This window comes from Kitasatospora sp. NPDC089797 (genome assembly GCF_040684795.1).
Lineage (GTDB): Bacteria > Actinomycetota > Actinomycetes > Streptomycetales > Streptomycetaceae > Kitasatospora.
This window is the reverse complement of sequence record NZ_JBFBGS010000074.1, coordinates 1-12,815: the sequence shown is the minus strand read 5'-3', so window position 1 is coordinate 12,815 and position 12,815 is coordinate 1. Positions and strand designations below refer to the sequence as shown.

The following is a 12,815-nucleotide window of genomic DNA, read 5'->3' as shown; positions in this document are numbered from 1 at the left end:
TGGAGCATGCGGGTGGGCCTGCACGCGCTCGGCATCGGTGACGGCGCCCGGCCGGAGGTGATCCGGGCCGTGGCGGTGGCGGCCGAGGCGCGCGGCTTCGCGCGGCTGTGGTGCGGCGAGCACGTGGTCCTCGTCGACGAGCCCGACTCCCGCTACCCCTACTCCGCGGACGGCCGGATCGCCGTCCCCGCGGACGCGGACTGGCTGGACCCGATGCTCGCCCTGGGCTTCGCCGCGGCCGTCACCAGCCGGATCGAACTCGCCACCGGCGTGCTCCTGCTGCCCGAGCACAACCCCGTCGTGGTCGCCAAGCAGGCCGCCACCCTTGACGTCCTGTCCGCCGGCCGCTTCGGCCTCGGCGTCGGAGTCGGCTGGTCGGCCGAGGAGTTCGCCGCACTCGGCGTCCCCTTCGCCGCACGCGGCCGCCGCACCGACGAGTACCTCGCCGCGATCCGCACCCTCTGGGCCGACGACCCGGCCTCCTTCGCGGGCGAGTTCACCCGCTTCGACGCGATCCGGGTCAACCCCAAGCCGCTGCGCGGCGCGCGGCTGCCGGTCCTGGTCGGCGGGAACGGCGACGCCGCGCTGCGCCGTGCGGCGGCCCTCGCCGACGGCTGGTACGGCTTCAACGTGCCCGTGGCCGACATCGCGGCACGCGTCGCCGTCCTGGCCGACGCGTGCGCCCGCCGCGGCCGGGCCCTGGGGGACCTCACGGTCGCGGTCGCGCCGAGCGACGCCACCCCGGAAGACCTGCCCGGGCTCGCCGCGGCGGGCGTCACCGAACTCGTCGTCGTCGCCGCGCCCCCGGCGGCTCCCGGCGAGGCCGCCACCTGGGTCGCCGAACTCGCCCGCAGGTGGATCCGCCCGGGCGGATGACCCGCGCGCACCGCCGGCCGCCTCCTGCCGACCAGGGCGCCGCGCCCCCGGAGCCGGTTCGCTGCTGCCGCCCGCAACCCGCTGGGGTGGCGGGGGCTGCTTACGGCGTCATGAGGGTCGCGGGCCGAGCAGGGGGGTGATCCGCTGCGCGGTGGCGAGTCCGACGCCGGTGGCGTCCCGCAGGAGGCGCAGGGCCGCCCGACGCCGCCCGGAGTGCAGCAGACCCCCGAGCTCGGCCCGCAGTACGGGCTCGCGGTCGGCCAGGTAGGCGGCAACGCCGGCATTGCCCCGGGCGAGCGCCGCGTCGGGGAGGTCCTGAACCGCCTGGAGCAGCTTGGACAGGTCAGCGGTCTCCTCGGAGTCGGACCCCAGGCCGTTGCCGGCCGCGGTGGCGCCGGCCGCCGGTTTGGTGGCGGTGCCGGCGTAGCTGGTCGCGGTGTGGTGCCAGGCCTTCGCCCGGCCGGCCTGCGGCTCAGTGGCCGTTCTTGGGCATGGCGCAGCCGCCCTCCTGGTAGTAGCCGTGCGCCTCGACCTCCAGCCGCCCGCCCTGGTAGGCGGTGCCCTCGATGCAGGGGCCCGCGCCGGGTACCTCCAGTACGAAGCCGGCTGGGCCGTTGTCGTGTGCGGTGACCTTGATGGTGTCCGCGGGGTAGCCGAGGTTTTCTAGCGCTTGCTGGGTCTGGGCCCCGTTCCTTCCCCTGGCCAGCGCGGCGGTGATCCGGGCCACATGCGCCTCGCCCCGGCACTTGGCGGTGTCGCTGAGCGGCAGGGTCTGCTTGAAGAAGTTGTTCTCCGCGTGCTTGGCGGCCTCCGGGTCCAGCGCGGGCGACCCGGCGGCGGACGGGGTGGCGTCGGTCGCTGTCGCGCAGGCCTGGGCGACCAGCGGGTAGCGCCGGTCGTGCTCGGCCAGCGCCTGCCGGTACCGCTCGGCGGCGTCCTTGCGGGCCTGCTCGGCCTGCGCGGACCGGCTCGTGTCGGGGGCCGGGGCGGCCCCGGCCCCGGTCTGCACGGTGCCGCAGCCGGTCAGCACCAGCAGCGCGGCGGCAGCGGCGAGCAGCAGTGGGCGGTTCATCCGGTTCTCTCCCCCGTACGTCAACGAAAGACCGTGCACACACGGATGCCCGGCCGCCGACCATCATGCCTGAGCGGCAGCCGGCCCTGCCCGGCCGAGGCCAGTGGCCAGGCATGGCTGGGAGATCACTCCCCCGCACACCCGGTGCCGGCTGTGATGGAGGTTCAGACGGTCCTGTTGTTGTGGGCGTGGTGGTAGGTGGTGGCGTAGGTGTCGAGTGCTTGGCGGAGGTGTTGGCCGGTGGGGGTGTGGGGGAGGCGGAGGCGGCGGGTGGCGAGTTGGGCGGTGGCGTGGCGTGTGTGGTGCAGGGTGATCTGGTCTTGGCGGGCGTGGGCGGTTTGGTGGCGCCAGAGGGTGCGGTAGGCGGTGTGGGCCAGGCCGGTGGTGGGGGCGTCGATGAAGGGGCGGGCGGCGGTGAGGAGTTCGGTCTCGGCGGTGGTGAACGCTTCTTGCGGGTCCGGTTGTGGGGTGGCGCCGTCGGTCGGGGTGGTGCTGTCGGTGTGGACGGGTGGTGTGCCGGTGGCCGGGGTTTCGTCGTCGGCTGGTGGTGTGGTGGTGGGGGTTTCGCTACGCACCTCGTGGTGACGGAACGTCGTCCTGCTGCCGGTCCCGTTGCTGCCTGGTTCTGTGGCGGCGGTCCGCGTTGCCGGGCGGGTGGGGAGGGGTTCGTTGTGGGGGTCGGTGCTGGGTGGGGTGCGGCGGCGTTTCGGGGGTCTTGCGGCGGGGGTTTCCTTCGTCCCGCGTTCCCCGGTGCGGGAGCCGTCCTGGTCGTGGGCGGTGGTGTGCGGTGTCGGTGCGCCGGCCGCAGCGCCGGTCGGCGCGTCGTCGTCGTTGGTGTCGGTGTGTGGGGTTGGTGCGGGGGCTCCGGCCGGGAGCGGGGGCGCCGGTTCGAGGAAGAGGCCGATGAGTTCGGCGGGGACGGGTTGTTGGCCGGGGCCGGGACGGGGCCCGCGGCCGGCCGGGCGGGCGGGTGCGGGGGACGTGTCGCTGCCGCTGCCGGCCCGGGCGCCGGCGGGGTTGTGTGTGGTGTCGAGGAGGTGGTGCAGGGCGGTGAGGTGTTCGTGGGCGGTGCGGGCGTGCCGCAGGGCGTGGGCGAGGTGTTCGCCGTCCATGGTGTCCAGCCGGGGCTGTCCGGTGGCGGCCAGGGCGGGGTCGATCCGTTCGATGAGGTTCCGGGTTTCCTCGCGTAGCTGTGGGGCCTGTTGGTCCAGGCGGCGTCGGCGCAGGGCGGCTTGACGGCATGCCTGGCTGCAGTAGAGGCCGGGGCGGCCGGTGCGGGCGGGGCCGGGCAGGGGCCGCCGGCAGCGGGGTCCGGCGCACGCGGGGGCGGGCTGTCCTTGGGGCTTCGTCACCGTGCCACCGTGACGGAACCCGGTGGGCTGCCGCAAGCCGGCCCGCCGCGTCTTCGGGTGCGCACTCGGCCGCGCCCCGCGGGCCCCGGTTCCCGGTCCGGCGGTCGGTTCCCGGTCCGGCTCGTGTTGTGCGGGGTGGCCCCGGCGGGACCCGCGCCGCGCCCGGGCTGGAGGGTTCTGTCGTCGGCGGGGGGTGACGGAACATCGGCCCGGCGTCGCGGCGTGGCTCTTGGTGTGGCTCCTGATGTCCGCGCCCCGCGGTGGGCGGGGGGCCCGTGTGAGAGCGGGTGGGAGTGCCTGTCTGGGGGCCTGGAGGTTCTGACGTCCCTGTCCTGGGCCCTGTGGTGGTGGTTGTGGTGGTGGGTGGGGCGTGGGTCGGTACGGGGGCGCTGCGCTGTGCTCCTGTTCTCCGGGTCCGCCGGGTGGCGGTCGCGGGGTGTGGTGGGTCGGCGGCCGGGGGCGGGTCGGCCGGGGGGTGTTTCGGGCGGCCTGGTGTGCTGTGCCGGGGCCTGCTGGTGTTCCGCTACGCGCCGCGTGCTGACGAAACGTCGTCCTGCTCCGCGCACCGGTTCTGCCCGGTGCCGGTCGGTGCTGCGCGCCCGGTTCCTGTCGGGTCCGGTTGTCGGTCCGGTGGTTTCGTCATGGTTGGGGTGGTGACGGAACCCGGTGGGCGGTCGCAAGCCGCCCCGCCGCGTCTTCGGGTGCGCGCTCGGCCGGGGGTCCGGGTCCCGGACAGCCGGGGCGCGGTCGGGTCCTGGTCCGGTTCGTGTTGTGCGGGGTGGCCCCGGCGGGACCCGGGCCGCGCTGAGTCGGAGGGTTCTGTCGTCAGCGGGGGGAGACGGAACATCTGTCCGGTGTCCCGGTGGTTCCGGCCCCGCGGCCCGGGCCGCGGGGCCCGCCCCGGGGCGGTGTCGGAGGGTTTCGTCGCCTTCGGCCTGTGATGGAACTGCCCGGCGTTGTCTGTGGTGTGTTCGGGCCGGCCCGGGGCCCCGCCAAGCAGGGGGTCCCGGGCCGGTCCGTGTGCCGTTTCCTCCCGGAGGCGTCGGGGTTCGGGAACGGGCGGCCGGGGACGGGGCTGGGCGTCCCGGCCGCCGGGGCGGGCCGGACAGCCCGATCGTGTCCGGCCGGCCCCGCACACCTCGCCGTCTGCGGGCCCGTCACCCTGGCGAGGTGTGATCATTGTTTCCGGCCGCGGCCCGCGGCCGTGGTGCTCATGCGCGAGAGATCGCATGGCTCGGCCCACGATCTGCTGTCGCTGGACGGGCCCCGGTACCCGACGTCCCCCTGGGTGGGGGTGGGCGCCTCCCGGCCCCGCTCTGCCATCGGCCACCGGCGCACATCACACCGGGTCCGGGAGGTGTCCGCCGGCCCCAAGCCGTTGCGGGAGGACTTCCGTACCCGGTACGCCGCGGCGCCCGTGCTGATGCCGCCCGACGGGGTGGGGGCCGAAGCCGGCACGGTCGGGGCCGCGATCGACCAGCGCCTGCGTCGGCGCTCAGGGCCGCTGCTCCCGTCGGCCTGGCCACCCGACTGGGCATCCGCACCAGCGAGGGCATCGGCGGCCTCCAGGTCGGCATGCGGATGGGGGCCGTCGGCGATCAGCTCCTCGACCGCCTGGCCGCCACCTCCACGCCCTGGAGCCGGACAACCGGGACCTGCCGATGGACCGCTCCTGGGAGGAGGAGCAAGACCTCGCACGGGGCAGCCCACTGGTTCCCGCCGACGGGCGGCCCTGGCCGTCACCGGGATCGCGTGTCGGGTGTGGTGTTCGGGGGGGCGTCCTGCTCGTGGGCGGGGTATCCGGTGCTGGGGAAGGTCCGCTCGCCGATCAGCCAGGCCCGCAGGTCGCTCTTGCGGACCTTGCCGAGTTCGTTGAGGGGCAGGTGCGGCACGGTCTCGACGCGGGTGGGCCAGTACCAGTCGGTCATGCCGCGATCGGCGAGCCAGGTGTGCAGTTCGGCCAGGCCTGGGAGGTGCTCGCTGGCAGGAACGACGACCGCGCAGGGCAGGTCGCCGTGCTCGCCGGGGTAGCCGACCAGGGCGACGTCGGCGACCGCCGGGTGCTCGCGCAACTGCGTCTCGACGTCCAGGACGGGAATCATCAGCTGGGTGGTACCGGAGATGCGGTCACCGGCCCGGCCGGCGTAGGCCAGGCCGCCCGCGCCGTCGGGGCGTACCAGGTCGCCGGTGGCGTACCAGCCGTCGGTGGCGGCCGCGCGCCACCGCAGGCGGCCGGTGTCGCGGTCGAAGGTGCCCAGGCAGACCGACGGGCTGCGCACCTCGACGGGCGAGGCCTGGTCCGGGCGGGGGGCGCAGCCCGTACGCAGTTCGACGCCGGGCATCGGGTGGCCGATGCTGCGCGCGGCGTGGTCGGGTGGGTCGGTGGGGTTGGTGGCGGTGATGCCGGCGGCTTCGGTCGAGCCCAGGGAGTTGACGACGTGCCTGCTCAGGGTGCGGTGCAGGAGGCGGACCAGTTCGCGCGAGGGGCTGGCGGCCATGGTGGCCACCGCTTTCCAAGCGGGCAGGTCCCGCGGGTGGCGGGCCTGTTCGGAGGCGAGGGAGGCCAGCATGGCCGGCGGGGCGAACGGGGCGCTGGTCCGGTAGGTGGCGCACAGGTCGAGCCAGCGGCCGGCGTCCCAGGCGTCGCAGTACAGGGCGCTGCCGCGCTGGACGAGCGGGCGCAGTACGCCGTTGCGCAGGCCGACGCCGTGGCTGAGCGGGGTGAGGACCGGAAAGGGGTGGCCGGGCGGAGAGGGAGGGATCGGCAGAGGGCGCCGGACTCCCGCGTAGAGGGTGTTGAGGCTGTGCACGACGGCGGTGGCGTTGCCGCTGGTGCCGGAGGTGAACAACAGCGTTGCCGGCTCGTCCGGTCCGAGGGCCGTGTCTTGGGGCGCAGTCCCGGCGGCGGGGCGCGGGCGGGTGCCGGGTTCGGTTACGGGCAGGTCGCCGATGAGGGCGTGGTGGCGCAGGGTCGGCAGGCCGTCGGCGATCAGGGCGAGGGCCTGGGTGTGCTCCGGGCGGGGTGTGCGGTCGGTCGTGACCAGGAGGGCGGCGCCGGTCGCGGCCAGCATCCGGGTCACTTCCCGACGGCCGAAGCGGGGGGAGATCGGCATGGTCACCGCGCCAACGCGCCAGCACGCGAGGGCGAGCGCGGCCGTCTCCCACCAGTCGGGCAGCTGGTAGGCCACCACCTCGCGGCGCCGTACGCCCAGCCGGTGCAGCCCGGCGGCGAACCGCTCCACCTGGCGGGCGAGCTCGGCGAAGGTCAGGGTCACGGCCCGGCCCTGCGCGACTCGCCAGTTGACGACCGCGCGCTGGTCGGGCGACTGCTTGGCGGCGGAGTACAGGTCGTCCAGGAAGGTCCCGTCGCGCCACCAGCCCTGCTCCCGGTAGCGGGCTGCGGTGTCGGCCAGCGGCCGCATCGCGTCGAACAGCTCCGCGGTGGGAGCCTGCGTCCCGGGGTGGGGAGGGCCGCTGGCGATCGCGAACGCGTCGGTGAACGGGCCCGTCGGCTCGGTGGGCATGGCAGCACTCTGGCACGGCCGGGCCCGTCGGTGCGTCCCTGGGGAGCACGGGCGCACCCGAAAGAGTGGCCGCGAACGAACGGGGCCAGCTGGTGCCCTGGCGCCCCGGGGCGGGGCCTCGCAGTCCGGCGCGCGCCTACAGGGCTTCCCGCACCAAGGTAGGGCGTGAGGTACCGCGGATGGGCGAGGAGAAGCATATGGACAGGTCGGCGGGGTCGGTGTGGGGCGGTGAGCGCCTGGACCTGGACGCCTACCTGGCGCGGATCGGGTACGAGGGGGAATGCGAACCGACGACGGAGGTGCTGCGCGCGCTGCACGGCGCCCACATCGCCGCCTTCGCCTTCGAGGACCTGGAGGTCGTGCTGGGCCGACCTGTCCGCCTCGACCTGGACTCCGTGCAGACCAAGATGGTCCGGCGCCGACGCGGGGGCACCTGCTGCGAGCAGACACTCCTCTTCGCCGCAGCCCTGGACGCACTCGGCTACACCTTCACTGCCACGGCCTCACGCGTACGCTTGGGCGAGAACCGGACCCGCCCGGCCACTCACTACTCGCTGCGGGTGGAACTCCACGGCGAGGAATGGTTCACCGACGTCGGCTTCGGCGCCCAGGGCCTCCTGGAGCCGATCCGGCTGCGCGACGGCGAGATCGCGCGGCAGGCAGGCTGGACGTACGGACTTCTCCGGGAGCAGGGTCCCACCCCGGGCACGGCCGGCCCGCTGGTGCTGCGGCGGTTGACGCGCGACGGTTGGTTCGACCTCTACGCCATCGGAACCGAGCCGCGCTTCCCCGCCGATCTCACCGTCACCAGTCACTTCACCTCCACCCACCCTCTCTCGCCCTTCTACGACAGGCTGCTGGTGCAGAAGCTGGCACCCGACCAGCGGCTCGTCCTGCGCGACCTGGAGTTCACGCGGCTTCTGCCGGACTTCACGCAGTACAGGTACCAGGTGCGGGCGAGGGAGCTGCCCGGGCTGTTGGACGAGGAGTTCGCACTCGCGCTGGACGCCGAGGATGCCACCGCACTCGTCACACGCTACGAGGAGGAATCTGCCTCGGGCACCAGCGGGGTGACTGCCTGCTGACGACCTTCGGTGGGCGACGTCCACGCGCTGCGCATCAGCGCCCCGCTGGGCATGGTCGTCGCCGCCAGGATTGCGGTGGACATGGCCGAGTCCGCTGTCGCCCTGTATACCGAGCGGGCCCGTCCGCCCCACCTGACACGATCCGAGTGAGGGAGGGGCGCCCGCACCATGACGGCATGCGTGCCCGCAGTAGAGGCCGGTGCGGGCGGGGCCGGGCAGGGGCCGCCGGCAGCGGGGTCCGGCGCACGCGGGGGCGGTCTGTCCTTGGGGCTTCGTCACCGTGCCACCGTGACGGAACCCGGTGGGCTGCCGCAAGCCGCCCCGCCGCGCCCCGGCGCGGCTTGCGGTCCGTGTTGTGCGGAGTGGCCCCGGTGGGACCCGCGCCGCGCCGCGCCCGGGTCGGAGGGTTCTGTCGTCAGCGGGGGGTGACGGAACATCTGACCCGGCGGTCCTGGGCCCGCGGTTCGGCTGGCGGGGTCCGTGCCGGGCGGTGTCGGAGGGTTTCGTTACCGTCGGTCTGTTGCGGAACCGCCCGTCCCGGGGTCGCGCGGTGTTGTTCCGTCACCGTCGGGCGGTGACGGAACAGCGCGGGTGTGACCTGTTGGTGTTTTTGGGTGTGGAATGGCTGTTTCTGCTGGGTTGTCTGGACCATTGGCGGCTGGTTTCGGGGTTCGGCTGTTGTCGGTTCGGTGTGGGGTGCGGGGCGGGTTCTGGTTGCTGAAAGTGTTCGCCTTGGGCATGTCAGGCTGGCGGGGCGGGGTGTCGGGCTGGCCGTTAATCGTCTGGTGAATTCTGGTGGGTTTTCAGGGGTTTTCCGGGCCGGTTCTTTGTGGGCGGGTGGAATTCGTGGGGTTCTCTGGTGGGTTTCCTGTGTCCGGGTCCGTGCGTCCGCCGCTGCCGCCGGGCCGCCACCGTCCGCCGCCTACCTGGGCGTCCGTCCGCCGCCGGGCTGGTTGTCGGGTCCGTTGGTCTCGTCCTGCCGCTGTGCGGGTCTGCTGGCTGTGCCGCGTTCTGGCCTGGTTGTCGGTGGTGGCGGGCAGGGTGTTGGTCATGTTTACGGGATGGTGGCATGTCAGGCCGGACGAGGAGCGTGCGCGGTGGGTGCTGGAGCCCTTCACGGCGGTGGGGCCGTTGCGTTTCGGGATGAGTGCCGACGAGGTGACGGACGTTCTGTTCGGTGTCACCGAGGACGCCGGGCACCGCGCGTGGAGCGGCGGGCGCGGCAACAACACGTGGAGGGTCTCGGAGGGCCGGTTGCGCGAGTTCGGCCTGCACCTGTACTACCGGGACGGGCGGCTGTCCGGTGTCGCGGTCGACGCCCTGTGCGGGCCGCAGGTCACCGCCGACGGCGTGGCGCTCGTGGGCCGGGCGCCGTCCGCGCTGGAGCGGTGGATGCATGAGCGTGCCGAGACCCGGCCCGACGAACTCTCCTACATGAGTGCGGGGGTGCCCTGCTCGGCGTCACTGGGCGTGGTGGTCAACGTCCAGCGGGAAGGCGACCGCCTCCTGACCCGGCCGGTCTTCTACCCCACCGAGGCGCTCGACGACCTCCCGCACTGGTTCCCGCAGAGGGCCTGGGAGATCCACGACTGAGACCCGGCCGCTGCGCGGGCGCCGGCCTGGGCGTGGGCGGGGTCCGGGACGACGTGCCGGTCGTCGTGCTGGAGGTTGTGCTGGGCGCCGTCCTGGAGGCGGTCCCGGCCGCCGCTGCGCCGCCGTCCTGGCCGTCGCCGCTGTGCCGTGGTCCAGGCCGTCGTCCTGGTCCTGGTGGCCGCTGCGCCGTCGTGCTGGTCGAGGTCGGGGTGGTGTTCGGGTTGGCCGGCGGTGCCCGCGGTTGCGTCCGGGCCGTTCGCGGCTGTGTCCCGGTGGCTTTGTTCACGGGAACCGACAGCAGATGTTCACCACTTCGGCAGCCGGTCGCCTGAGCTGTGTTCGATTCGCAGTCGCTGTCAGGTAGCAGGTGCGTGGAGGTGAAGCGTCAGGTTGGCGCGGCCCGGCGCGGCACCGATACACCTTGTATTAGGTACTTTTTGGTGTTTGGTCCTGATTCGAGCAGGTAGGTGCCCCATGGCAGTTCGGAATCATGACGTCACTGCCCCGGGAAGTCCTGACCGGCTGCTCGCGCTGTCGGACGGGATCTACGCAATCGCCATGACGCTCCTCGTCCTGGACGTGAAAGTCCCTGAAGGCCTGGACGAGAAGGCGTTCCGGGACGCGATGGGCAATCTGGGGCCGCAGCTCGCCGCCTACGGGCTGAGCTTCTACGTCCTGGCCTCATTCTGGCGCGACCACCGCAGGCTCTTCCTTCTCGTGCGCCGCCTGGACACCTTCCTATTGCGACTGACAATGGCTTCGCTCGCGGCAATTGCGCTGCTGCCGTTCCCCACCGCGCTGCTGGCCGACTACCCCGACGAACCGGCCGCGGTCTCGCTGTACGCGACGGTCATCGTCGTCATCGACGCCCTCCACCTGGCCATCGCCGCGATGCTCTGGCGCCGGGAACACCTTCAAGCCCAACCCATCAGCGACACCCTCGGGCGCGCCGTGCTCCGGGATCTGGCTGCCACCACCATCGTCTTCGGGCTTTCCGTACCCATCGCCTGGCTCTCGCCCACAGCGGCGTTGTGGACGTGGCTCCTGCTGATCCCCGCGAAGATCATCTCAGGGCGGGGACTGCGCTCTGCCATGCGGTCCAGCTCCACCCCTTGACGGCCGGCAGTGGCTGCACGACTACGTTCCCGGAGCCCGAAGGACGCTGCCGTCCAGGCCGTCGTCCTGGTCCCGGCCGTCGCGCAGCCGCGTCCTGGTCGCCGCTGCGCCGCCGTCCTGGCGGTCGTCGCTGTGCCGTGGTCCAGGCCGTCGTCCTGGTCCTGGTCGTTGTGCTGGTCCTGGCCGTCGCTGCGCTGTCGTGCTGGTCGAGGTGCGGGTGGTGCTCGGGTCCGCCGGCCGCGCCCTCGGCCGCGCCCGGGCCGCCTTCGGCTGTGCTCCGGGTTGTCCTCGGTGTTGATGCCTCGCGTGGGTCATGGTGTGGGGTCGGTGCTTCGGTCGCTCGGGTCGCTTGATGGCTCGCGGGGGGCATCGGGCCGGGTGTCCGGGGGTGCCGTCCCGTCCGGGCCGCCTGCTCGCCCGCTGCTGCGCCCTGGTGGGCCGCCAGGCCGGTACTGGCCGCCGTCTGGACGGGGGCGTCGTCCGAGCCGGGACGGGACCTGCTCGCCGCCGTCCGGCCGGGGCCGCGGTCCTCGCCGCCATCGAGCGCGGTCCCCCTGGCCGCCGTCCCGGCCGCACCGGGTGCTGCGTGCCGTCCCTGTACGGGCCCCGCAGGGGAGGTGCCCGCTCCCGGGCCGGGTGCCCACCCCTGCCCCCCGGGTGCCCGCCCTGGGCCTTCTGGTGCCTGCTGTCGGTCTTCTGGTGGTGCCGCAGGCGCCGCCCGGCCCGGCCCGGGTGAGCCCCCCGGCCCGGGTGAGCCCCTCGGGCCGGGCCGCAGGCCCCCACCCCCGCTCGTCCCCGCCGGCCCTTGCTCACCCCGGCCCACCCGCGCACCCCCGCGCACCCCTTTCGCCCTTTTCCGTGGTGGCGCCGCAGGCGACACCCCCCAGCCCCTATCCGAGGGGCCGTCAGGCCCCGACCCCCTGCCGAAGGCCCGCGTGTTATGCGTGTCCTGTTTCCGGGTGTCTCCCCGGTGGTTCTGTACGGTGCTGCGCCCCGGTTTATCGGGAGGCGCCGTTGAGGGGATCTGCCGACTGGTCAACAGCCATGATGGGAAGGGAAAGCGACGGGGTATCAATAGCTGAATCCGACGGGAATGCCGGTATTCCAAGGAAGGGGTTCCGGTGTTCTCTCATCGGGGCTTTACCGGGTGGTTTGCGGCGGGGTTTCCCAGGTTGGCGGGTCTGGCCTTTTCCGGGTGTTCTTCGGGCCGGTGAAGGGTGGCGTCCTGGCGTGTTTCCCGATGACAGCCCGGTGCAGTCCCCGGGCCGCTCCCTGCTGACGTCGCGGCGCAGTTCCCAGGCCGCTCCCGGGTGACGTCCTGGCGCGGTTTCGGGGGCGTTCCCCGGTGAAGGTTCCGCCGGGTTCCAGGCGGGTGCTGCGCCCCGCCCCGGGGCTTGGGAGCGGGTGGGGTGTGCCGGGGGCACGGGCCCCGGGGCAGGGGCCGCCGGAGGCCGGGACAGGCCGCCACGCGGGCCCCGATCCGGGGGCGGTCGGAGGGGGCAAGTGCGTGACAGCTCTTACATCTTCGACGTCCCTGGCGCCGCAGGCGCTTAAGTGCACGTCAGCACGCCCTCACAGGGGGCTGCGCCCCGTCGCGCACGGGACGTCCGTCCAGGCGCCGTCGAGGCCTCCTCCCGGCTCCGTGGGGGAGCGTTCGGCGGGGACTGTTCCGGCCTCCGGGGCCGGGTGTCGGGGGAGGCGCCGGCACCCGGCGGCGACGTCGCGGCCGGGGCGCAGCCCCGGAGCCCGGACCGCCCCGCAGACCGTCCTCCAGGGCGCACCGCAGGACGTCCCGCGGGCCGCCCCGCAGGGGCCCCCGTCCCGGGGTGGGCGTCGGCACCGGGGATTTACGCCATATCGTCAACGGCGTTTCGCCGGGTATCGCCCGCCCCGCAGGGGAGGGCCCTTCTACCGGAAATTCACGCCACATCGTCAACGCCCGGGCCCGCCCCGCAGGGGAGGGCCCCCTACCCGAAAAACACGTCACATCATCAACGCCCCCGATGGCGGGCCGCAGGCCCGTGCCCCACACCCCCACAAGTGAGGCCCCGCCAGGGGCCGCCACCCGACAGTCAATTCGCCGCAGGCGAATAACACCAGCCACCCCCGCCCGGCGCAGCCGGGCCCCGAGGCGCAGCCTCGGGCAACCACCCACGGTGACGGCGCAGCCGGCACCCCCGTACCTGGCGGTGCGTCA

Annotated in this window: 7 protein-coding genes; 4 read left to right on the top strand and 3 right to left on the bottom strand. The window is 73.9% G+C overall.

Translation table 11 applies throughout. From position 1 onward, the window contains the following. The first annotated feature begins 6 nt into the window (after positions 1 to 6). Positions 7 to 876, top strand: a complete 870-nt coding sequence (locus AB0O91_RS38105; protein ID WP_363443226.1) for an LLM class F420-dependent oxidoreductase — start codon at positions 7 to 9, stop codon at positions 874 to 876. A 472-nt stretch (positions 877 to 1,348) separates the two neighbouring features. Here the strand turns inward: AB0O91_RS38105 and AB0O91_RS38100 are convergent, their stop codons facing one another. From AB0O91_RS38100 to AB0O91_RS38090, 3 genes are all read right to left on the bottom strand, one after another. After that, positions 1,349 to 1,948 carry a hypothetical protein gene (locus AB0O91_RS38100; RefSeq protein WP_363443224.1) on the bottom strand — a complete coding sequence of 200 codons (600 nt, stop codon included), beginning with the start codon at positions 1,946 to 1,948 and terminating at the stop codon, positions 1,349 to 1,351. Between the two features lie 164 nt (positions 1,949 to 2,112). Continuing rightward, positions 2,113 to 3,300: a hypothetical protein gene (locus AB0O91_RS38095; RefSeq protein ID WP_363443222.1), complete on the bottom strand. Its 1,188-nt coding sequence runs from the start codon at positions 3,298 to 3,300 to the stop codon at positions 2,113 to 2,115. 1,739 nt (positions 3,301 to 5,039) lie between these two features. Beyond that, complete coding sequence (locus tag AB0O91_RS38090; RefSeq protein WP_363443220.1) at positions 5,040 to 6,824, bottom strand: AMP-binding protein; 1,785 nt, start codon at positions 6,822 to 6,824, stop codon at positions 5,040 to 5,042. A 197-nt stretch (positions 6,825 to 7,021) separates the two neighbouring features. On the opposite strand from AB0O91_RS38090, the gene AB0O91_RS38085 reads away from it, so the two are divergent. The 3 genes from AB0O91_RS38085 (at position 7,022) to AB0O91_RS38075 (ending at position 10,618) form a co-directional block, all read left to right on the top strand. Then, a complete protein-coding gene (locus AB0O91_RS38085; RefSeq protein ID WP_363443218.1) occupies positions 7,022 to 7,909 on the top strand; it encodes an arylamine N-acetyltransferase in 888 nt (295 codons plus the stop codon). A 1,143-nt stretch (positions 7,910 to 9,052) separates the two neighbouring features. Further along, positions 9,053 to 9,502, top strand: coding sequence for a hypothetical protein (locus AB0O91_RS38080; RefSeq protein ID WP_363443216.1), 450 nt, complete (start codon positions 9,053 to 9,055; stop codon positions 9,500 to 9,502). A 474-nt stretch (positions 9,503 to 9,976) separates the two neighbouring features. Beyond that, complete coding sequence (locus tag AB0O91_RS38075) at positions 9,977 to 10,618, top strand: TMEM175 family protein (RefSeq protein ID WP_363443214.1); 642 nt, start codon at positions 9,977 to 9,979, stop codon at positions 10,616 to 10,618. Positions 10,619 to 12,815: the final 2,197 nt, after the last annotated feature.

Bases quoted from the DNA above. Each gene is read 5' to 3' on its own strand.
- AB0O91_RS38100 (WP_363443224.1), bottom strand. From the start codon at position 1,948: ATGAACCGCCCACTGCTGCTCGCCGCTGCCGCCGCGCTGCTGGTGCTG.
- AB0O91_RS38075 (WP_363443214.1), top strand. From the start codon at position 9,977: ATGGCAGTTCGGAATCATGACGTCACTGCCCCGGGAAGTCCTGACCGG.
- AB0O91_RS38090 (WP_363443220.1), bottom strand. From the start codon at position 6,824: ATGCCCACCGAGCCGACGGGCCCGTTCACCGACGCGTTCGCGATCGCC.
- AB0O91_RS38080 (WP_363443216.1), top strand. From the start codon at position 9,053: ATGAGTGCCGACGAGGTGACGGACGTTCTGTTCGGTGTCACCGAGGAC.
- AB0O91_RS38085 (WP_363443218.1), top strand. From the start codon at position 7,022: ATGGACAGGTCGGCGGGGTCGGTGTGGGGCGGTGAGCGCCTGGACCTG.
- AB0O91_RS38105 (WP_363443226.1), top strand. From the start codon at position 7: ATGCGGGTGGGCCTGCACGCGCTCGGCATCGGTGACGGCGCCCGGCCG.